Here is a 19,433-nt window from a genome sequence, read left to right as displayed (position 1 = left end):
CGGGGAGAAGCCGAACGCCTCTCCCTGGCGCAGCCCGCACCCCGCGCCGAGCAAGACGAAGATCTCGAACCGGTCCTTCATCGCCAGCCGCAGCTTCGTCACCCGGGACCGGGACCACGGCACGACCTTGACCGGCGGACGCTTCGGCCGGACAACCGAACGGGCCTTCACCGGGTTCTCCCGGATAAGCCGGTCGTCCACGGCTGCGCTCAGGATCGACGAGACGTGCGCGAAGCACCGGCCTGGAAACTGTCCGCCACGCCCCGGTCCTGCATGCCGCGGATCCACGTCCGCACGTCGGTGGGTGTGATGTTGCCCAGCTCGCGGCGCTCGGAGAACGGGAGGATCTGGGCGTTCAGCCGCCACGTCACGCTGTTGCGGGTCGACGCCTCGAACGTCTGGGAGTCCAGCCAGCGGCGGGCGTAGTCGCCGAAGGTGATCCGGCCAGCCTTCGGGTCGATGTACCTGCCGTGGCTCTTGTCGCTCTCCATCCTGATCAAGAATTCGTCGGCCGCCCGCTTGCGACGATCCGGGACGCTCCTGCTGCGCACGTGACCCTCCGGGTCAAGAGCGCCGCCTTCGGCGGCGTGCGGGGCCGGCCACGCCGGCCCGCACCCGCTTAGGGGTGCCCAGACTCCTGCCAGCAACGGAGGTGATTCCGGATGCCCTGCCGCACCGCCACCTCCCGGAGCGGTTCGCCGCAGTATCTGCACGCGCTCGTGTGATCGAGTGCCAGATATTGCGTGTCGATCCGGCTCTGCTGCTGCGGAATCAGCTCTTTCAGCCGACGCTCGACGTCAGCCGTGCATGAGCCGATCGGCCCGACCACGTCGCGCTCGCTAGCTCCTCGGGCGACCGGATCCGGGTCGATGAATGTCCCCGCCGCCATCTCGGCGAACGGTGCGGCGTCCCTCGCCCGCACCATGTACGTCGCCTTGATCCGCCTCATGCCGAGTGGGACCTCGATCGGAACGAGGCCGCCATCTGGCGCTTGCTCTGCCACGTCATCAACGCTGTAACCACCGAGGGGGAAGAACTTCGGGTGCCACTGCCCGCAGGGGCGGGGGCACCTTGTGTGGGGGCATACGCCCCCGAATCCCTGCGCCGTGGTGTCGTGGAACCAGGGTCGTGCGCACTTGAACTCGTGCAGCTGCCGTAGCCCGTTGATGACGGTCCAGGAGCCGCGCGGGGCGAAGCCGTGCGGCAGCTCGTTAGTCAGGACCGTCGGCACTCGGTAAGCCCACTTCGGTGGTCCAACCGGCCTGTCGCCCGACCAAAGCCTCGTGATGCCGCTGCGCGCTGCTTTGAACGTTCTCGCCTTCGCGGTCTGCTCGCTCATGCCGCTGTGCTGGACTTCGACGCCGATCTTGACGGACCCTTCGATCAGTACATCGACTTTCGCCCCTGGGATCGGCTTCTCCGGCTCGACCGCGTGTCCAGCGTCGGAGCCCGCTCGCATCCAGTAGTCCTGCTGCCAGCGGTGCTGGTCCGTCATGCGGCTCGCCTTGTGTTCGCCCATGGTGGCGTCGAAGTGGGCCAAGATCCACCGCTTGTACGGATCAAGACGGAGGTAGACCCAGGCACCGTGGAAGGGCTGACCGGGCTGGTCGTGCTCCCGGCACTCCAGCACGAATCGATCATCGATCGGACGATCGCCCGAGGTCGTCTTGCGATGTAGTTCCGACAGCAGCTCGGCCATCTCCGGCTCGTGTGCTCGTTCGAGATCGATCTCCTTGCCAGACCTCACCTCGGTGGCGCGTATGGCCACGGGCACCTCCAGGCGAACCGTTGCCCACCCAGGCGATGAGCAGTCACCTACTAGTGAAGCACCCACCACCGACAGTTCCGACGCGCGCGACCGCCGCTCCCTCGGTGCAGATGAGGGAGAGCGGGGCGGACGAGTCGGTCTGTAAGCCGGATCCTGTTCCCGGGCACCTCGCGGTGCTCCGTTCGGCGACCATCCATCTCGGCCTGCCGTCGCCGGCAGGCTCCAGCGGTCCACCCGCAGGCTCGGGCGGGCAGCCCTCGAACGCCTGCGCAGCCGCACGGTCACGGGTGACCGTCCGGCCTCTCGACCTTGCTCCAGGTGGGGTTTACCGAGCCATCCCGGTCGCCCGGGATGCTGGTGGTCTCTTACACCACCGTTTCACCCTTACCTCCGGGCGGACCCGGAGGCGGTCTGTTCTCTGTGGCACTGTCCCGCGGGTCTCCCCGGGTTGCCGTTGACAACCACCCTGCCCTGTGGAGTCCGGACTTTCCTCGGCGGGACCCGGAGGTCCCGACGCGGTCGCCCGACCAACTCGTCCGCGCCGACGAGTCTAGACCCCCGCCCGGGGAGCCCGACGCCGAGCCGGGTCGATCAGATCCGGGCGTAGTCACCGTGCCGGCCCCGGCCTCCGACGAACCGTCCGGCTCCGGCGACCCCTTCGTCGGCCATGGCGGCGAGACCGCTCACGAACTCCTCCCGCAGCGCCTGCCTGACCGGCTTGCCGTACTGGCCGTGCAGCGACTGGAGGTCCGCCCGGACGCAGTCCTGCGGGAAGCGGGCTATCTCCTGTGCCAGCGCCTCGGCCGCGGCCCGCGCAGTGCCGGTCGGCACGACCTTCTCGGCCAGGCCGATCGACAGTGCCTCGGACGCCGGGACGGTCCGTCCGGTCAGGAGGATCTCCGCCGCGCGCCCCTGGCCCACCAGCCTCGGCAGGCGCACGGTGCCGCCGTCCAGGAAGGGGATGCCCCATCGACGGCAGTAGACGCCGAAGAACGCGTCCTGCTCCGCGACCCGGATGTCGCACCACATGGCGAGTTCCATCCCGCCCGCGACGGCGGCACCGGAGACTGCCGCGATCACCGGCTTGCCGAGCTCCAGCCGGGACGGGCCCATCGGCCCGTTCGGAGCCGGGGCGGTGTCGTCGTCGGGGAAGTCGATGTCGCTCAGCCAGAGTTCGGCACCGGTGCGCTGGACCTCCTTGAGATCACCACCGGCGCAGAAGGTCCCACCCTCGCCCCACAGCACGGCGACGGACTGCTCCGGATCCGCCTCGAACGCCGTGAACGCGTCGACCAGCGCCTGTGCGTGCTCGGTGTCGACCGCGTTGCGCGCCTCCGGCCTGCTCAGCACCACCGTCGTGACCGGGCCGTCCCGTTCCACCCGTACCGTCATCGTGCCGTCTCCTCATCACCCCCGGCCCGCGGGCCGAGGAGGTCGTCCACCATTGCGTCGAGCACCGTGTCCGGCTCCTCCCCCAGCGACCCGAGCCGTCCGGTGTGGGCCATGAGGATCACCCCGAAGACGGCCGAGCTGGCGCGGACGGCGTGCGAGCGCGCCGTACCGGGCACGGCGAGGCGGTCCGCCTCGAGCCCGGCGGCGAGCTCGTCCATCACCCGCTCGACCAGGGCGTTCAGCCGGGCGTCCAGCTCGGCGTCGAGACCGACCGGCCGAGCGCCCTGGAAGAGGCAGGAGCTGAGGTCGAAGTCGCCGGGTCGTTCCCGGTAGAAGCCGTACATCGCCCGCAGGCCGGCCGCGGCGCGCTGCCCGTCCGGTGCACCGTCGGTCGCCGTGGCGATCCGGTCGGCGACCGTCGCGAGCGACCCACGGAGCACCTCGGCGTAGAGCTCCTCCTTGCTGCGGAAGTAGTTGTAGAGAACGCCGACGGTGTAGCCGGCGTTCTTCGCGATCTCCCGCATCGAGCTCCGGGCGATGCCCTCCCGGGCGAACACCGCGCGTGCCGACTCGACCAGCCACTCCCGCTTGAACGCCTGCTCGGCCGACCGTCGGCGCTCCGCGGCACCGGCCGGATCGTCGGTCACCACCGCTCCGTCCACCCGGAATTGATAACACGCGTGCAAGAGATTGAACAACGTTCATGTGACTGCAATGCTGTCCATCAGATGGCCCTACGGCGTGGTGGAGGCGCGGGATGAGCGAGGAACCGACCGGTACGGACGCACTACGGGAGAACCTGATCACCCGGGTCACCGTGGGCGACGCGCTGACGCGCACGGCCCGGCGGTATCCGGACCGGCCGGCCGTCGTGGACGGCGACCGTCGCTGGACCTGGACCGACCTGGAGCAGCGGGCGAACCGCGTGGGGAACGCCCTGCTCGCCGACGGGTACCGGCGCGGCGACCGCCTGGCCCTGATGGCCGGGAACTGCGCCGAGTTCCTCGTGGTCCACTACTCCTGCGCCAAGATCGGCGTGGTCCTCGTCCCCGTGAACCTGGGCTGGCGCTCGGGCGAGATCGCCTACGTGCTCGGCCACTCCGCCGCGCGCGGGATGGTGGTCGCCGCTGGTCTGCTCACCGCGGCGGCCGAACCGCTGGAGGAGTCGCCGGGGGCGACCGATGTGATCGTGTTCGGCGACGGCCCGGCGGGACCGGTGGCCGGTCGCGACGTCCGCCGGCTGGACGAGCTGCTGGCCTCCGGGGCACCGGAGCCGCCCGAGGTCCTGGTCGAGGACCGGGATCCGGTGCAGTGCCGCTACACCAGCGGTACGACCTCGAAGCCCAAGGGCGTGCTGGGCAGCCACCTCGCGTGCCACGTCAACTCGCTGACGCTGGCCATCGAGTGGCGGTTCACCGAGCACGACCGCATCGCCTGCATGATGCCGATGTTCCACACCGGGCAGCTCAACCTGTTCTGCACACCGGCCGTCGCGGTCGGCGCCTGCATGGTGATCCTGCCCGGCTTCGACGCCGGTGGGCTGCTGGACACGATCGAGTCCGAGTCGGTGACCGTGCTGTTCGGGCTGCCGATGATGTACCGGGCGGTGCTGCAGCACCCGGAGGTGTCCGAGCGCGAGGTCGGCTCGTTGCGACTGGCGGTCTACGGCATGGCGCCGATGCCCGACGAGGACCTCCGCAGAGCCATCGACGTCCTCGGGTGCGACTTCTCGCTGATGTTCGGCCAGACCGAGATGGGCCCGGTCACGACGATCTTCCGGCCGGAGCACCAGCTCACGCACACGGGCGCCGTCGGCACCCCGACGGTCAACACCGAGGTGGCGGTGATGGACACCGCGGGAAGGCTGCTGGGTACCGGGGAGTCCGGCGAGATCGTCTACCGCGGGCCGCAGACCATGAACGGGTATCTCGACGATCCCGATGCCACCGCGACGGCGTTCGCGCACGGCTGGTTCCACTCCGGTGACGTCGGGCACTTCGACGACGACGGCGTCCTCTGGTTCGACGACCGGTACAAGGACGTGATCAAGACGGGTGGCGAGAACGTGGCCTCGCTGGAGGTCGAGCGCGCGCTCTACGCGGCCGACGCGCGGGTCCAGGAGGTCGCCGTCGTCGGACTGCCGCACGAACGCTGGAGCGAGGCGATCACGGCCGTGGTCGTACCGGTGGCGGGCGCCGATCTCGATCCGGAGGAGCTGCGCACGGCGCTGCGCGACCACCTGGACGGTTACAAGATCCCGAAGGCCGTCCTCGTGCTGGACGAGCTGCCGAAGACCTCCACCGGCAAGATCCAGAAGAACGTCCTGCGCGAGAAGCACGCGGGGTACTTCGCGTGAGCGCGGCGCAGGGACCGGCCTACGGGCCGACGGTGTACGACCAGCTGGCCCGGGTCGCCGCCGGCACGCCCGACACCCCCTTCCAGGTGCACGGCGACCGTCGCTGGACCTGGGCGCAGGCCCGCGACGAGGTCGACGCGCTCGCCGGCGGGATGCAGCGGCTCGGCGTGCGGCGGGGCGACACCGTCGCCATCTGGCTGCCGAACGTCGGCGAGTGGACGCTGCTCTGGCTCGCCGCCGCGAGTCTCGGCGCGGCAGCCGTCCCGGTGAACACCCGCTACAAGGCGGACGAGGCCGCGTACCTGGTCGGGCAGTCCGGCGCGGTCCTGCTCGTGCACCCGGGCCGGTTCCTCGACATCGACTTCCGGGCGATGGTGGACCGGATGCCGGAGCTGCCCGCACTCCGGCACGTCGTCACGCTCGGCGAGCCGGGGCCCGGCGAGCTCCGGTACACCGATCTCCTCGACCCCGGCCGGGACCTCACCGGGGCGCGCGCCGCGGTCACCCCGTCCGACGACCTGATCCTCGTCTACACCTCGGACACGACGGGGTTCCCGAAGGGCGCCCGGCACCCGCACACCACGCTCTCCGACGTCGCCGCCATGGCCGGGGTGATGGGCGTCCACGCCGGCGACCGGATCCTCACCCAGTTCCCGTTCTTCCACGTCGGTGGCAGCTTCCTGTCCACGATGACGGTCCTGGTCACCGGTGCGTCGATGGTCTGTGTGGAGCACTTCACCGGTGAGGGCGCGCTCGAGGAGATCTCCCGGGAGCGGTGCACGGTGGTGAACGGGGTGCCCAGCCACTTCGTGATGATGCTGTCCGCGATGGAGGCGGGTGCCGCCGTCGACACCGCGTCGGTCCGGGTCGGTTTCGTCGCAGGGGCACTGATCCCGCCCGAGCTGGTCCGCGGGATCCGCCGGCACCTCGGCATGGACCTGCTCACGATGTACGGGATGACCGAGACCACCGGCGTCACGACCGCGACCCGCCTCGACGACCCGGACGAGGTGTTGCTGGGAACGGTCGGGCGCCCGATCGCCGACGACTACGAGGTCGCCGTCGTCGACCCGGCGACCGCCGAACGGGCGTCGACCGGGACCGACGGCGAGATCTGGGTCCGTGGGCACCGGGTCACCCCGGGCTACCACGGCATCGCCGATCCCGAGACGTTCCGCGACGACGGGTGGTTCCGGACCGGTGACCTGGGCCGGATGCGGCCCGACGGCAACCTGATGATCACCGGCCGGCTCAAGGACATGTTCATCGTCGGCGGTACCAACACCTTCCCCGCCGAGATCGAGAACGTGATCGGGTCGCTCGACGGCGTCGTCCAGGTCCACGTCGTCGGTGTGCCGGACGCGCGGCTCGGCGAGGTCGGCTGCGCCTACGTCGAGGTCCGGCCGGGCGAGGCTCCCGACGCGGACGCCGTCGTCGCGCACTGCAGGGAGCGGCTGGCCGGGTACAAGGTGCCACGGCACGTGTTCTTCGTCGACGAGTTCCCGATGACGGCGACCGGGAAGATCCAGAAGTACCGGCTGCGGGACCGGGCGATCGACGATCTCGACCTCGGGGAGCTCGCAGGAAGCACGATCCTCGGCTATCACACCGGCTCGGGCTGAGCCCCGGCCAGGATCGCGCCCAGCTCGTCGCGGGTCGGCCCCTCCGCCGGCGGCGGCCGCCACCCCGACTCGTAGACGGCGCGGGCCAGCGGTTCGACGTCGTCCAGGGCGGACGGCCCCACCCGCATCCCGAGGAACGGCCCCGCCACCTCGCCGATCCGGGGTTCGACCTGGGCGGCGGCCAGGACGAACGGCGTCGCGAGCGGGCCTGTCAGGTCGAGGTCCTCCCCCGCCCAGAGCCGGCGGGCGCCGTCGTCGGCGCGCACGTGGTCCTCCACCCAGGGGCGCATCTCCGCGTCGCACCACGCACCGAAGCCGTCGGTCCCGCCGTCCTCGTCGATCGTCCGCAGGAGCTCGACGGCCTGCATCATCGTCGTCGCGAGGCCACGGCCGAACATCGGCGTGGTGGTGCAGACGGCGTCGCCGACCAGCACCAGCCCGGCGATGCCGGGCTGGACGCGGTACTGGTTGTGCAGCCGCCCCCCGGGCAGCACCGGGGTGATCGGGGCGGACCGGTCCGGGTCGGTCCAGTCGGAGAGCCCGGGGATCGCGCGGCAGGCGGCGTCGAAGGCGGCGTCGTGCCGGAGCCCGTGCAGTGTCCCGGCGGGGCGCACGACCAGCACCGAGAAGATCCCCTGCTCGTGCCGGAAGACGATCACCTGGTACCCGTCGAGGTCGGCCTGCCAGGCCAGCGGGTTGACCATCGGGCCGGGCTCGGCGCCCGGGTGCAGGCGGTACTGCCTGCTGACGTACGCGGCGCCCGTGTCCCCGGCGAGCGCGGGCGGCCCGGCGTGCCCGCGGGTCACCCGGCCCGCCCGCCCGGACGCGTCGACCACCAGGTCGAACGGCACCGGAACGCGGTCGACGACGAGCCCGCGGGCCCGCCCGCCGTCGACCAGCACGGCGTCGACGTGGCCCTGCCGCACCGTGAACCCGGGCTCCCGGACGGCGACCGACCGCAGCGCCCGCTCGAACGTCTCCCGGCGCGCACGCATCCCGCCGGTCATGGTCGTGCCGTCCGGCAGGACGAAGGTCAGCGGCTCGGCGCCGGCGTCGAGGCACGCCCGGTACGCCTCCGGCAGCTCCGCCTGCAGCGCCTCCCCGACCTGCGCGCGCACCCCGTGCGGATGGTGGAACTGCATGACGCCGCGCCGGTCCCAGCTGCCGTCCGGCGCCGGTCCGCCGTCCCGGTCGACGGCGACGACGGCGTGCCCCCGCCGGGCGAGCGCGGCCCCGAGGAACAACCCGGCCGGACCCGCCCCGATGATCCCCACGCGCATGCCGGCCTCCGGTCGGGTAGATTTCAGTGCACTGAGAGTGCACCTGATCGTGGGAGGTGTCCAGTGGCCCGGAGCTACCGGTCCGCGCTGCGCGACGAGCAGGCGCGCGCGACCCGCCGGTCGGTCGTGGCCGCGGCCGCCGGGCTGTTCGTCCGGGACGGCTACGCCGCCACGACGCTCGACGCCGTCGCCGCCGCGGCCGGGGTCAGCCGCCGGACCGTCGTGAACGCCGCCGGTGGCAAGCCGGCGCTGCTGGCGCTCGCCGTCGACCACACGCTCGTCGGCGACGACGAGCCCGTCCCGATGGCCGACCGTCCGATGGTCCGGCGGATCGTCGCGTGCACCGCCCCGGCCGAGGCCGTCCGATTGTGGGCGGACATGGTCGTCGACGTGCAGGGACGGGTGGCCGCGCTGGCAGCGGTGGTGGACGCCGCGGCCGACACCGATCCCGAGGTCGGGGCCCTGCGGGCGCGCGGCGAACGGGAGCGGCTCGACGGCGCACGGGCCTTCGCCGCGCACCTGGACTCGCTCGGTGGTCTGCGCCCGGACCTGTCCCCCGACACGGCCGCCGACGTCTGCTGGACGCTGAACGACGGCGCGTCCTACCGGCGCCTGCTGGGGCTGCGGGGCTGGAGCGCCGTCGCCTACCGGGACTGGCTCACCCGGGTGACGACGGCGTCGCTGCTCGCCTGAACCGCCGGCGTCACGTCCCGCAGAACGTGACGAACCGCGGGGCGTCCGGGCCGGCCGGCTGCGCGAACCGCTCGTAGCCCTCGCGCTCGTCGAACGGGTGGGCGAGCACCTGCAGCAGCCACTGCAACGGCTCGAGGTCGTCGTCGCGCACGGCCGCCTCCAGCGCCGCCTCGACGAGGTGGTTGCGGGGGACGTAGACCGGGTTGACCCGGTCCATCGCGTCCGGGTCGGGACCGGCTGCCCGCCAGGACTCCAGCCAGGCCGACGGGGCCGACGGGTCGTCGAAGAGCTCGCGGAGCGGGCCCTCGTCGCCGCGGGCCGCGGCGCCCAGCCGCCGGAAGAAGAGCGTGTGGTCCGGCTTCTCCTCGGCCAGGAGCGCGGCGAGGTCGGTCAGCAGCGGGCCGGGAGCGGGCAGCCCGATCTTCGCCGCGTACCCGCGGTCGCGGGCGTCGTGGTAACGGTCGGCGAAGCTCTGCAGGACCTCGGTGGCCTGCCGGATCGCCTCGTCCTGGTCGTCGTCGAGCAGCGGGATCAGCGACTCGCCGAAGCGGGCCAGGTTCCACTGGGCGACGCCGGGCTGGTTGCCGTAGGCGTAGCGGCCGCCGGAGTCGATCGAGCTGTAGACGGCCGCCGGGTCGTGCGCGTCGAGGAACGCGCAGGGGCCGTAGTCGATCGTCTCCCCGGAGATCGTCATGTTGTCGGTGTTCATGACGCCGTGCACGAACCCGAGGTGCATCCACTGCGCGACGAGCCGGGCCTGCGCGTCGACGACGCGGCGGTAGAGCTCCAGGTAGGGGGCCTCGGTCCCGGCGACGGACGGGTGGTGCCGGGCGATCGCGTGGTCGGCGAGCCGGCGCAGGACGTCGACCTCGCCGGTGGCCGCGGCGAACTGGAACGTGCCGACCCGCAGGTGGCTCGACGCCGTCAGGGCCAGGACCGCACCGGGCTCGGGCCCGCGGTCGCGCATCACGTGCTCACCGGTCGCGACGACGGCGAGCGACCGGGTGGAGGGCACGCCGAGCGCGTGCATCGCCTCCGACACCAGGTACTCGCGCAGCATCGGCCCGAGCGGAGCCCGGCCGTCGCCGCCGCGGGCGAACGGCGTCCGCCCGGAGCCCTTGAGGTGCAGGTCGCGGCGCTGCCCGTCCGGGGTGACGAGCTCGCCGAGCAGCAGCGCGCGGCCGTCGCCGAGCCGCGGCGAGTAGTTGCCGAACTGGTGGCCGGCGTAGGCCTGGGCGACCGTCGTCGCGGATTCCGGGACCGAGGTGCCGGTGAGCAGCCCGAGCCCGGCGTCCGTGCGCAGGACGTCCGGGTCGAGCCCCAGCTCGCGGGCCAGCGCGTCGTTGACCAGCACCGCCCGCGGGTCCGGGGCGGGCGCCGCGTTCCAGGCGAGGTACAGGCCCTCCAGGTCGCGGACGAAGGTGTTCTCGAACGCGATCTCCGTGGCTGCCGTCATGCCCCCAGGCTACGAGCACCCGGCGGGATCGGCCGCGCGCCGGCGCGTGCACCTCTTCACTGTGCGGCTGCCGGGCCACCGTCCGCGGATATCGGCCACCGCTACCGCCTCCTAACGTCGGCTCCATGAGCGACGGTGCCGTCATCGACCCTGCCCGCATGCGTACCGTGCTGGGCCACTTCGCGTCCGGCCTCGTGGTCGTCACGGCGATCACCCCCGACGGCCCGGCCGGCTTCACCTGCCAGTCCTTCGGTTCGCTGTCCCTGGACCCGCCGCTGGTCTCCTTCTCCCCGGCGCGGACGTCGTCGACCTGGCCGCGGATCCGGGAGGCCGGCCGGTTCTGCGTGAACGTCCTCGCCGAGGAGCACGACGGGCTCAGCTCCGCGTTCGCCCGTTCCGGGACCGACAAGTTCGCCGGTGTCTCCTGGACGTGCGCACCGTCCGGGGCCCCGCTCCTCGACGGCGTCGCCGCCTGGATCGACTGCACCCTCGACGACGAGTTCCCCGGCGGCGACCACACGATCGTCGTCGGCCGGGTGGGCGCGCTCGACGCGGACCCGGACCGGCGGCCGCTGCTGTTCCACCGGGGCGGCTACGGGATCGCGGGGAGCTAGCCGCGCAGGGTGTCCCGCGGGAGCTCGCCGAACCGGTCCCGGTACTGCTGGGCGAACCGGCTCTGGTGGAAGAAGCCCCACCGCAGGGCCACGTCGGTGACCCGCACCGTCGCGGGGTCGCAGCGCAGCAGCTCCGCCCGCACCCGGTCCAGCCGGATCCGGCGGAGGTGCCCCATCGGCGACTCGCCCAGCTCCTGCTGGAACGCCGAGTGCAGCGTGCGCACGCTCATGCAGCCGACCCGGGCCAGCTCCTGCGGGGTGAGCGGGGTGTCGGCGTGCTGCTCCATGTACTCGACGACCGGCCCGAGCCGCCCGGACCGGACGGGGTCGGCGGGGGCCGCGAGCGCGTCGGTGTACCGGTGCCGCCCGGCGTGCAGCAGCTGCGTCATCACGAACGCCTCGAGCTGCTCCCGCGCGACTGGCATGTCGGCCAGACCGCCGGGCCGGTCGAGCTCACGGGCCAGGAACTCGACCGACGCGAGGAGGGTCCGCCCCGCCGGTGTCGTCAGGTCGATCCCGTAGTCGAAGTCGACGATCTCGTGCACCGGACGGTTGAGCTGCTCGCTCAGGTGGATCTCCAGGCTCGTGCGCGGGATCTTCAGGATCAGCTGCTCGGCGTCCGGGGACCAGCGGACGGTGTTGGTGCGGTCGGGCAGCAGCACCACGCCCGACGCCCGCGCCGCCGTACAGGCCCGCTCGCCGTCGCTGCGCTGGGCGGCGGTGTGGCCCGCGATCGTGAGGTTGACGTGGTAGTTGTCCTCGGTCGGTGGCATGACCAGCTTCGCCGGGGACTCGTAGGTCAGGTAGCCGACCGTGAACACGCGGTCGGTGGTGGCGTTCAGGGTCATCGCGACCCGGTCGTCCGGCGCGGTGAGGTCGTGCTCGAGGTAGACCCGGGCGACCGCCTCGCGGGCGTGTTCCAGGCTGTGGGTGCCGAGGACCGGGTCAGCAGTGCGCTCCCGGGTGCGGGCCCGGGGCCGGGGCGGGACTGCATCCGTCTCGACACCTCCTCGTGCCGTCGCGTCCTGCGCGCAGTCTAGGTCCGGCGCCACACCGGCTACCAGCCGTTGCGCGCGGTCCGCCATCCGCTGAGTGCGCCGTTCCGCCGGACCGCGCTGCGCCGTCGCGGTGTGCACGGATCGGCTCGGCGGCCGCCGTCCGCGGATATCGACCCCACGCCGGCGCTCCCTAGCGTCCTGCCGCATCGAGATCACCGGGACCCGTGAGGAGAGGTCGATGACGACATCCCTGGACGAGTTCGGGCTGTTCGTCGGCGGGAAGTCCGTCGGCGCGCGGTCGGGACGCACGTTCGAGTCGCAGAACCCGTACACCGGAGCGCCGTGGGCGCAGCTCGCCGACGGCGGCCCGGACGACGTCGACGAGGCGGTCGCGGCGGCGCGGGCGGCACTGGACGGGGAGTGGGGCGCCATGACGGGCTTCGCCAGGGCCGCGGTCCTGCGCCGGTGCGGCGACGCGATCGCGGCGAACGCCGAGCGGCTGGCCCGCCTGGAGGTGAACGACTCCGGGAAGCTGCTGCGCGAGATGCGCGGGCAGCTCCAGAGCCTGCCGCAGTGGTACTACTACTTCTCGGGGCTGGCCGACAAGATCGAGGGCCGGACCGTCCCGCCGGTGAACCCGAACTACTTCGGCTACACCCTCCGGGAGCTGGTCGGGGTGGTCGGCGCGATCACCCCGTGGAACTCCCCGCTGCTGCTGCTCACCTTCAAGCTGGGCCCCCGCGCTCGCGGCCGGCTGCACGATGGTGGTCAAGCCGTCCGAGCACTCCCCCGCCTCGACCGTCGCGTTCGCCGAGGTGCTGCACGAGGCCGGGCTGCCGGCCGGTGTGCTGAACGTCGTGACCGGCTGGGACCGCGCCTGCGGCGAGGCGCTGGCGAACCACCCGGGGATCGACAAGGTCGCCTTCACCGGATCCACCGGCACCGGCGTCAAGGTCGCCGAGGCGGCAGCCCGCAACGTCAACCGGGTCACCCTGGAGCTGGGCGGCAAGTCCCCGCAGGTCGTGTTCCCGGACGCCGACCTCGACGCCGCCGCGAACGGCCTGGTCGCCGGCGTGTTCGCGGCCACCGGCCAGACCTGCATGGCCGGGTCCCGCCTGATCGTCCACGCCGACGTCCACGACGCGCTGGTCGAGAAGGTCGCCGAGCGGGCCGACGCGATCGTGCTCGGTGATCCCACCGACGCCGCGACCGAGATGGGGCCGGTCGCCAACCGCCCCCAGTACGAGAAGGTGCTCGGCTACCTGCGGGGCGCCGCCGACGAGGGCGCCACCTTCGCCTGCGGAGGCGGGCCGGACGCGGAACGCGGCGGGCTGTTCGTGCGGCCGACCGTGGTCACCGGTGTGACACCGGAGAACACCGTCGTCCGCGAGGAGGTGTTCGGCCCGGTGCTGGCGGCCTACACCTTCACCGACGAGGACGAGGCCCTCGCGCTGGCCAACGACACCCCCTACGGCCTGGCCGGAGCCGTGTGGACCAAGGACGTGCACCGCGCGCACCGGGTCGCGGCCAGGCTCCGTGCCGGCACGGTGTGGATCAACGCCTACCGCGTGATCGCCCCGAACATGCCCTTCGGCGGGTTCGGTGCCAGCGGAATCGGCCGCGAGAACGGCGTCGAGGCGGTCCACGAGTACACGGAGAACAAGTCCGTGTTCGTCGAGCTGACCGGCGGCACCCGCGACCCCTTCCAGCTCGGCTGACGAGCTCCCTCCCCTGCACACCCCCTCTCGAAGGAGACACCCGTGACCGTCACCGCCAACGACCGCCTCGGCCTCGACCCGACCGACCCGCGCCCTCCGGAGGAGACCCGGCCGCTGGTCGACCGCGCGCAGACCAACCCGTTGTTCGGGGACCAGAAGATGAAGCTGGGGCTGTTCGGCACCAACTGCTCGTACGGCCTGATCATGAGCCACGCCCCGAGCACCTACGAGGTCACCTGGGCGCACACGAAGGAGATCGCGCAGCGCGCCGACGCCCTCGGTTTCGACGTGCTCGTCCCGGTCGCGCGCTGGAAGGGCTTCGGGGGCTCGACGAACTTCAACGGCAACTGCTTCGAGACCTACGCCTGGGCCGCCGGACTGGCCGAGGCCACCGAGCGGATCTGCGTGGCGTCGACGTCGCACCTGCCGACGGTGCACCCGATCGTCGCCGCGAAGGCCGCCACCATCGACCACATCTCGGGCGGCCGGTTCGCGCTGAACCTGGTCATGGGCTGGGTGGCGCCGGAGATGGAGATGTTCGGCTCCGAGCAGCGCGAGCACGACCAGCGCTACGCGTTCGGCCAGGACTGGCTGGACTTCGCGAACCGGCTGTGGAGCGAAGAGGGCACCTTCGACGTGCACACCGAGTTCTTCGACGGCGAGCTGATCGAGGCCTACCCGAAGCCGCACCAGGCACCCCGCCCCGCCCTGCTCAACGCGGGGAACTCCGCGTCGGGCATCGAGTTCTCCGCCCGCAACGTCGACATCAACTTCGCCTCGCTGGACACCCTGGAGAACATCCGGTCCTACACCGACGCGCTGCGGGCCAAGGCCCGTGAGGAGTACCAGCGTGACATCAAGGCCATGACCTACGGCCTCGTCGTCTGCCGGGACACGGAGGAGGAGGCGAAGCGGGCCTTCCAGCAGGTCGTCGACGAGGGCGACTGGGGTGCCGCCGGGAACGTCATCAAGATGGCCACCTCGGGCGCGAGCCAGTCGTTCGACCACGCCGCCACGAGGATGCAGGAGCGCTTCATCGCCGGCTGGGGCGGCTACCCGATCGTCGGTACCCCGGAGCAGGTCACCGAGGAGCTCGGCAGACTCAACGAGGCGGGCATGGAGGGCATGATCTTCGGCCTGATCGACTACAACGAAGAGCTCAAGTACTTCGGCGAGCGCGTGATGCCGCTGTTGAAGGAGGCCGGCCTGCGCCACTGACACCACGGCACCTCGCGGCCGGGCCCGTGCGTCGCAGGACGGGCCCGGCCGCTCAGCCGGAGGTCTCCAGCTCCTCGGCACGCGTCGGCCTGCGCGACCACCACCCGGCGAGCACCGAGCCGGAGACGTTGTGCCACACCGAGAACACCGCAGCGGGCAGGGCCGCGGCGGGACCGAAGTGCAGGGTGCCGAGCGTCGCGGCGAGCCCCGAGTTCTGCATCCCCACCTCGATCGACACCGCCCGGCAGGCGGCCCGGTCCAGCCGGACCGCGCGGGCCACCCCGTAGCCGAGCGCGAGCCCGGCGACGTTGTGCACGACGACCGCGCCGACGATCACCAGCCCGGCCGCGATCAGCGCGTCGGCCGACCCGGCGACGACGGCGAGCACGACCGCGGTGATCCCGGCGACCGAGACCAGCGGCAGCGCGGGCGTCACCCGGTCGACGATCCCGCCCACGAACCGGCGCAGCAGGAAGCCGAGCACCACCGGCACCAGGACGACCTGCACGATCGAGAGGAACATCTCGCCGGGCGACACCGGCAGGAACCGGCCGGCGAGCAGCAGCACCAGCAGCGGCGTCACGAGGGGCGCGACCAGCGTGGACACCGACGTCATCGCCACCGACAGCGCGACGTCACCCCGGGCCAGGTAGACCATGACGTTCGACGCCGTACCGCCCGGCGCGCAGGCCACCAGGATCACGCCGACCGCGATCTCCGGCGGGAGGGCGACGAGCACGGTCAGCGCCCAGCCGAGCGCCGGCATCACGACGTACTGCGCGCACAGTCCGATCGCGAAGGCCACGGGCCGCCGGAGGATGTAGCCGAAGTCGGCCGGGCGCAGTGTCATGCCCATCCCCAGCATGATCACCGCGAGCAGCCACGGGACGGCGGCGCTCCAGCCGTCGAACACGCCGGGGACCGCGAGCGCGACCGCCCCGGCGATCAGGACGATGATCGGGAACCACCGGCCCACGACGTCGCCGACCTGCTGGACCCGTTGCATCGCACCCACTCCGGCACCTTCGCACCGGGACCCCGCGCCGGGCGAACCGGACGTCCGGATGGCGGGACGGCTCCCGGGGGCTACCGTCGCCGACGTGATCGACCTCTCGCAGCCGTGGGCGCTCGCCTTCCTGCTCGTGGCCGGGCTGCTCGCGGGGGCGGTCAACGCCGTCGCGGGCGGCGGGTCGCTGCTGGTGTTCCCCGCGCTGCTCGCGGTCGGCTTCCCGCCGCTGGCCGCGAACGTCACGAACTCGGTCGCGCAGTGGCCGGGCTACGCCGGTCTCGTGCTCGGCTCGCGCCAGGAGCTGCCCGGGCAGGGCCGGCGGATCGCCGGGACCGCCGTGGCGGCCGCGCTCGGCTCCGGGGTCGGCTGCGCGTTGCTGCTGGTGCTGCCGACGGCGGTGTTCGACGCCGTCGTGCCGGTGCTCGTGATCCTGGCCGCGCTGACGATGGCGGTGGGCCCCCGGCTGAAACGCTGGATCGGCGATCCGGCCGACGCCGGCCGGGACCGCACGACGGCGCTGACGGTGGCGGTGTTCCTCGCCGCGATCTACGGCGGCTACTTCGGGGGCGCGCTCGGCGTCGTCCTGATCTCGGTGCTGGCCCTGTTCGCGCACGACGAGCTGCGCAGGCTCAACGCGCTCAAGGGTGTGCTGTCGCTGGTCGTCGCGACGGTCACGGTGGCGGTGTTCGCGCTCGGCGCTCCGGTGGACTGGCTCGCGGTGGCGCTGCTGGCGCCGACGACGCTGGTGGGCGGCTACCTCGGCGCGCTCGTCGCGCGGCGGATGCCGGAGACGCTCCTGCGGTGGGCGGTCGTCGTGCTCGGGCTCGCCGTCGGCGTGGCCCTGTTCCTGCAGTGAGGATCCCGCCGTGAGCCTTCTCCTGGCGGTCGCGCTGCTCGCCGTCGTGCTCGTCGCCGCCACGGTGCGGCCGTTCGAGCTGCCCGAGATCGTGCTCGCCGCGCCGGCCGCGGCCCTCACCGTCGTCGCGGGGCTGCTGACGCCGGCCGCGGCGTGGGCCGAGATCGCCGAGCTCGCGCCGACCGTCGGGTTCCTCTCCGCGATCCTGCTGCTGGGGCACCTCGCCGACGCCGAGGGCGTCTTCCGGTGGGTCGGCGACCGGCTGGGCACCGCCTCCGACGGATCCCCGCGACGCCTGCTGGTCCTGGTCTTCGCCGTCGCGGCCGGGACGACGGCGGTGCTCAGCCTGGACGCGACCGTCGTCCTGCTCACGCCCGTGGTGCTCGCGACGGCGGCGCGGCGGGGCTGGGCGTCGCGGCCGCACTCGTACGCCTGCGTGCACCTGTCGAACTCGGCGTCCGGGCTGCTGCCGGTGTCGAACCTGACGAACCTCCTGGCGTTCTCGGCGTCGGGTCTGGGGTTCCTGGGATTCGCCGGGCTGATGGCGGCGCCCTGGGTGGCGGTGATCGTCGTCGAGTACCTGGTGCTGCGGTGGTACTTCGCGCGGGATCTGCTGCCTGCTCCCGCCGTTCCCGGGTCCGGGGTTCCCGGGTCCGGGGTTCCCGCCGCCGGGGCCGGTCCCGAGGCCGGATCAGTCCCCGAGGCCGGATCCATGCCCGAGACCGGATCGGCTCCCGGGTCCGGGTCCGGGTCCGGGTCCGGGTCCGGGTCCGGGTCCGGGTCCGGGTCCGGGTCTGCTTCCGGGGGCCGGGCCGGATTCCGGATCCCGGTTCGGGTCCGGTGGCGATCGAGCGTGCACCGGATCCGGACGGGCGCCGCGGTTCGCGCTGGGCGTCCTCGCCCTGACCCTCGCCGGGTTCGGCGCCTCCTCCGCTGCCGGGATCGAGCCGGGGTGGATCGCCGCGGCCGGGGCGGCAGTGCTGGCGGTGCGGGCGCTCGTCCGGCGCGAGACGGGACCGTTCCGGCTGGTCGCCGCGGCGTCGCCCGAGTTCTGCCTGTTCGTGCTCGCGCTGGGTGTCGTGGTGGCCGGCGTGTCCGGGCAGGGACTCGCCGGGTGGCTCGGCGGGCTGCTCCCGGACACCCCCGACCTGGCGGGGCTCCTGCTGACCGCCGCGATCGCCGCAGTGCTGGCGAACGTCGTGAACAACCTGCCGGCGACACTCGTCCTGCTCGCCGCGCTCGGACCCGCACCGTCCACCGGCCTGGTGCTGGCCGTACTGCTCGGGGTGAACATCGGGCCGAACCTGACCTACGCCGGGTCGCTGGCGACGCTGCTGTGGCGCCGCATCGCCGCGGGGTACGGCGACCCACCCCGGCTCACGACGTTCGCGGCGCTGGGAGCGGTCACGGTCCCCCTCGGCCTGCTCGCCGCGACCCTCGCCCTGTGGGCGTCCCTGACCCTCGCCGGCTGACCCGGGGGCCCCGGCCTCACGCCCCTCGACGCTCACCGGATCCGAGTTCGCTCACCTGATCGCGCGAGCACCGCCGGAAGAGGTGAGCATAGGCGGGCGGTTCCTGGCGGGGCCGGGCTCCGTCGTGCGACGGGGATCGCTCGTGCGGAGGCGGCGCGGCTCGGCGCAGCTCGGCGCGGCGCGGCTCGGCAACACGACGCAGGTCGTGGGCGGGGAGCCGCTCGGCGGCATTGCGCCGCGCCCCGTCGCCATCCGCCGTCGCGGTCTGCCGCACCCGCCGCGTGGGGTGCGGCGCAACGCGAGCCGGTGCTGGAACGAGTGAAGGGGTGCGGCAATCCGGAGCGTGCGGCAACAGACGCGGCGACGCACGGGCGGTCGAGGCGGCGCCACAGCTCGTACAGAAGCCACCGCACCGAGCGCCGCACCCCGTTCCGGTCCGCCGCACCCGCCGCGTGGGGTGCGGCAGACCGGAACGGGGTGCGGCAGCTCTGGCACGAGGCGGCAGCCGAGGCGCAGAGCAACAGCCCAGCACCGGTGCGGCGGTCCGGAACGTCTGCGTCGACGAGTGCGGCGGCCGCCGGGTCGGACGTGCGACGGCCCCGCCGGGTTCAGTGACCGGGCGGGGCCGTCGGGTGTCGGTGGGTCAGAACTCGTGGGCCATGTCGTGGCCGAGGTCGGTGTCCGGGTCCGGCTCGCGGGCCGGCCGGCCGATCGGGCGGGTCGTGCCCCGGCGCTGCTGGGGCAACCGGGCGATCACCTTCATCTCGTGGGCCAGGTCGTAGCCGTAGTCGTGTTCGTGCGACAGCGCACCAGCCGACATCGTGTCTCTCCGTTCCCCGCGACACCGAGACCGTTCATCACGCTCCGTACGCCAACTACCCCGTACGGTGCGCACCGATCATCGCCCGCCCGGGGATGCCCGACAACGGTGCGCAGCCGACACCGCCCGTTCGGGTCAGGGCATGATCGATCAAGCCCCGC

At 72.7% G+C, this 19,433-nt stretch carries 16 protein-coding genes, 1 other RNA gene and 2 pseudogenes; 9 read left to right on the top strand and 10 right to left on the bottom strand.

Features of this window, described 5'->3' with window-relative positions:
* Positions 1–209 precede the first annotated feature (209 nt).
* The 5 genes from Ae150APs1_RS27895 to Ae150APs1_RS27875 form a co-directional block, all read right to left on the bottom strand.
* On the bottom strand, positions 210–491 hold the full coding sequence (locus Ae150APs1_RS27895) for a hypothetical protein (protein WP_139317176.1): 282 nt from the start codon (positions 489–491) through the stop codon (positions 210–212).
* Between the two features lie 128 nt (positions 492–619).
* The gene (locus Ae150APs1_RS27890; RefSeq protein ID WP_075301288.1) at positions 620–1,768 is read right to left on the bottom strand and encodes a hypothetical protein; all 1,149 of its coding nucleotides are present in this window, start codon (positions 1,766–1,768) and stop codon (positions 620–622) included.
* A gap of 126 nt (positions 1,769–1,894) precedes the next feature.
* Positions 1,895–2,303: RNase P RNA component class A (gene rnpB / locus Ae150APs1_RS27885), an RNA gene on the bottom strand.
* 56 nt (positions 2,304–2,359) lie between these two features.
* A complete protein-coding gene (locus Ae150APs1_RS27880) occupies positions 2,360–3,160 on the bottom strand; it encodes a crotonase/enoyl-CoA hydratase family protein (RefSeq protein WP_075301286.1) in 801 nt (266 codons plus the stop codon).
* Positions 3,157–3,807 carry a TetR/AcrR family transcriptional regulator gene (locus tag Ae150APs1_RS27875; RefSeq protein ID WP_170918145.1) on the bottom strand — a complete coding sequence of 217 codons (651 nt, stop codon included), beginning with the start codon at positions 3,805–3,807 and terminating at the stop codon, positions 3,157–3,159. Before Ae150APs1_RS27875 ends, Ae150APs1_RS27880 begins: the two co-directional genes overlap by 4 nt.
* A 110-nt stretch (positions 3,808–3,917) precedes the next feature.
* On the opposite strand from Ae150APs1_RS27875, the gene Ae150APs1_RS27870 reads away from it, so the two are divergent.
* The gene (locus Ae150APs1_RS27870) at positions 3,918–5,516 is read left to right on the top strand and encodes an AMP-binding protein (RefSeq protein WP_075301282.1); all 1,599 of its coding nucleotides are present in this window, start codon (positions 3,918–3,920) and stop codon (positions 5,514–5,516) included.
* Positions 5,513–7,138 (top strand): AMP-binding protein, encoded by a 1,626-nt coding sequence (locus Ae150APs1_RS27865; protein ID WP_075301280.1) that lies wholly within the window; start codon positions 5,513–5,515, stop codon positions 7,136–7,138. Before Ae150APs1_RS27870 ends, Ae150APs1_RS27865 begins: the two co-directional genes overlap by 4 nt.
* Here the strand turns inward: Ae150APs1_RS27865 and Ae150APs1_RS27860 are convergent.
* Positions 7,120–8,418, bottom strand: a complete 1,299-nt coding sequence (locus Ae150APs1_RS27860) for an FAD-dependent monooxygenase (RefSeq protein ID WP_075301278.1) — start codon at positions 8,416–8,418, stop codon at positions 7,120–7,122. The genes Ae150APs1_RS27865 and Ae150APs1_RS27860 overlap by 19 nt on opposite strands.
* Positions 8,419–8,481: 63 nt before the next feature.
* Here Ae150APs1_RS27860 and Ae150APs1_RS27855 point away from each other — a divergent pair, with 63 nt between their 5' ends.
* Positions 8,482–9,111, top strand: coding sequence for a helix-turn-helix domain-containing protein (locus Ae150APs1_RS27855; RefSeq protein ID WP_075301276.1), 630 nt, complete (start codon positions 8,482–8,484; stop codon positions 9,109–9,111).
* Positions 9,112–9,121: 10 nt separating this feature from the next.
* On the opposite strand, the gene Ae150APs1_RS27850 is transcribed toward Ae150APs1_RS27855, so the two are convergent.
* Positions 9,122–10,567, bottom strand: a complete 1,446-nt coding sequence (locus Ae150APs1_RS27850) for a protein adenylyltransferase SelO (protein WP_075301274.1) — start codon at positions 10,565–10,567, stop codon at positions 9,122–9,124.
* A gap of 125 nt (positions 10,568–10,692) precedes the next feature.
* Here Ae150APs1_RS27850 and Ae150APs1_RS27845 point away from each other — a divergent pair, with 125 nt between their 5' ends.
* Positions 10,693–11,181, top strand: a complete 489-nt coding sequence (locus Ae150APs1_RS27845) for a flavin reductase family protein (protein ID WP_010227190.1) — start codon at positions 10,693–10,695, stop codon at positions 11,179–11,181.
* On the opposite strand, the gene Ae150APs1_RS27840 is transcribed toward Ae150APs1_RS27845, so the two are convergent.
* Complete coding sequence (locus tag Ae150APs1_RS27840; RefSeq protein WP_083680564.1) at positions 11,178–12,266, bottom strand: AraC family transcriptional regulator; 1,089 nt, start codon at positions 12,264–12,266, stop codon at positions 11,178–11,180. The genes Ae150APs1_RS27845 and Ae150APs1_RS27840 overlap by 4 nt on opposite strands.
* A 151-nt stretch (positions 12,267–12,417) precedes the next feature.
* Here Ae150APs1_RS27840 and Ae150APs1_RS27835 point away from each other — a divergent pair.
* A pseudogene (locus tag Ae150APs1_RS27835) lies at positions 12,418–13,897 on the top strand (aldehyde dehydrogenase).
* A gap of 42 nt (positions 13,898–13,939) precedes the next feature.
* Positions 13,940–15,115, top strand: a complete 1,176-nt coding sequence (locus Ae150APs1_RS27830; RefSeq protein WP_083680509.1) for an LLM class flavin-dependent oxidoreductase — start codon at positions 13,940–13,942, stop codon at positions 15,113–15,115.
* 52 nt (positions 15,116–15,167) lie between these two features.
* On the opposite strand, the gene Ae150APs1_RS27825 is transcribed toward Ae150APs1_RS27830, so the two are convergent.
* The gene (locus Ae150APs1_RS27825; RefSeq protein ID WP_075302713.1) at positions 15,168–16,121 is read right to left on the bottom strand and encodes a bile acid:sodium symporter family protein; all 954 of its coding nucleotides are present in this window, start codon (positions 16,119–16,121) and stop codon (positions 15,168–15,170) included.
* Between the two features lie 94 nt (positions 16,122–16,215).
* On the opposite strand from Ae150APs1_RS27825, the gene Ae150APs1_RS27820 reads away from it, so the two are divergent.
* From Ae150APs1_RS27820 to Ae150APs1_RS34745, 3 genes and pseudogenes are all read left to right on the top strand, one after another.
* A complete protein-coding gene (locus Ae150APs1_RS27820) occupies positions 16,216–16,980 on the top strand; it encodes a sulfite exporter TauE/SafE family protein (protein ID WP_083680565.1) in 765 nt (254 codons plus the stop codon).
* 10 nt (positions 16,981–16,990) lie between these two features.
* Positions 16,991–17,542, top strand: a pseudogene (locus Ae150APs1_RS34040) (SLC13 family permease); the annotation flags it as partial.
* Between the two features lie 46 nt (positions 17,543–17,588).
* Positions 17,589–18,452, top strand: a complete 864-nt coding sequence (locus Ae150APs1_RS34745; RefSeq protein WP_349289919.1) for an ArsB/NhaD family transporter — start codon at positions 17,589–17,591, stop codon at positions 18,450–18,452.
* 643 nt (positions 18,453–19,095) lie between these two features.
* Here the strand turns inward: Ae150APs1_RS34745 and Ae150APs1_RS32320 are convergent.
* Positions 19,096–19,272 (bottom strand): hypothetical protein, encoded by a 177-nt coding sequence (locus tag Ae150APs1_RS32320; protein ID WP_010227176.1) that lies wholly within the window; start codon positions 19,270–19,272, stop codon positions 19,096–19,098.
* Positions 19,273–19,433: the final 161 nt, after the last annotated feature.

The organism is Pseudonocardia sp. Ae150A_Ps1 (assembly GCF_001932315.1).
Lineage (GTDB): Bacteria > Actinomycetota > Actinomycetes > Mycobacteriales > Pseudonocardiaceae > Pseudonocardia.
Note: the sequence above shows the minus strand (reverse complement) of the source record. Positions and strands in the feature narration are given on the sequence as shown.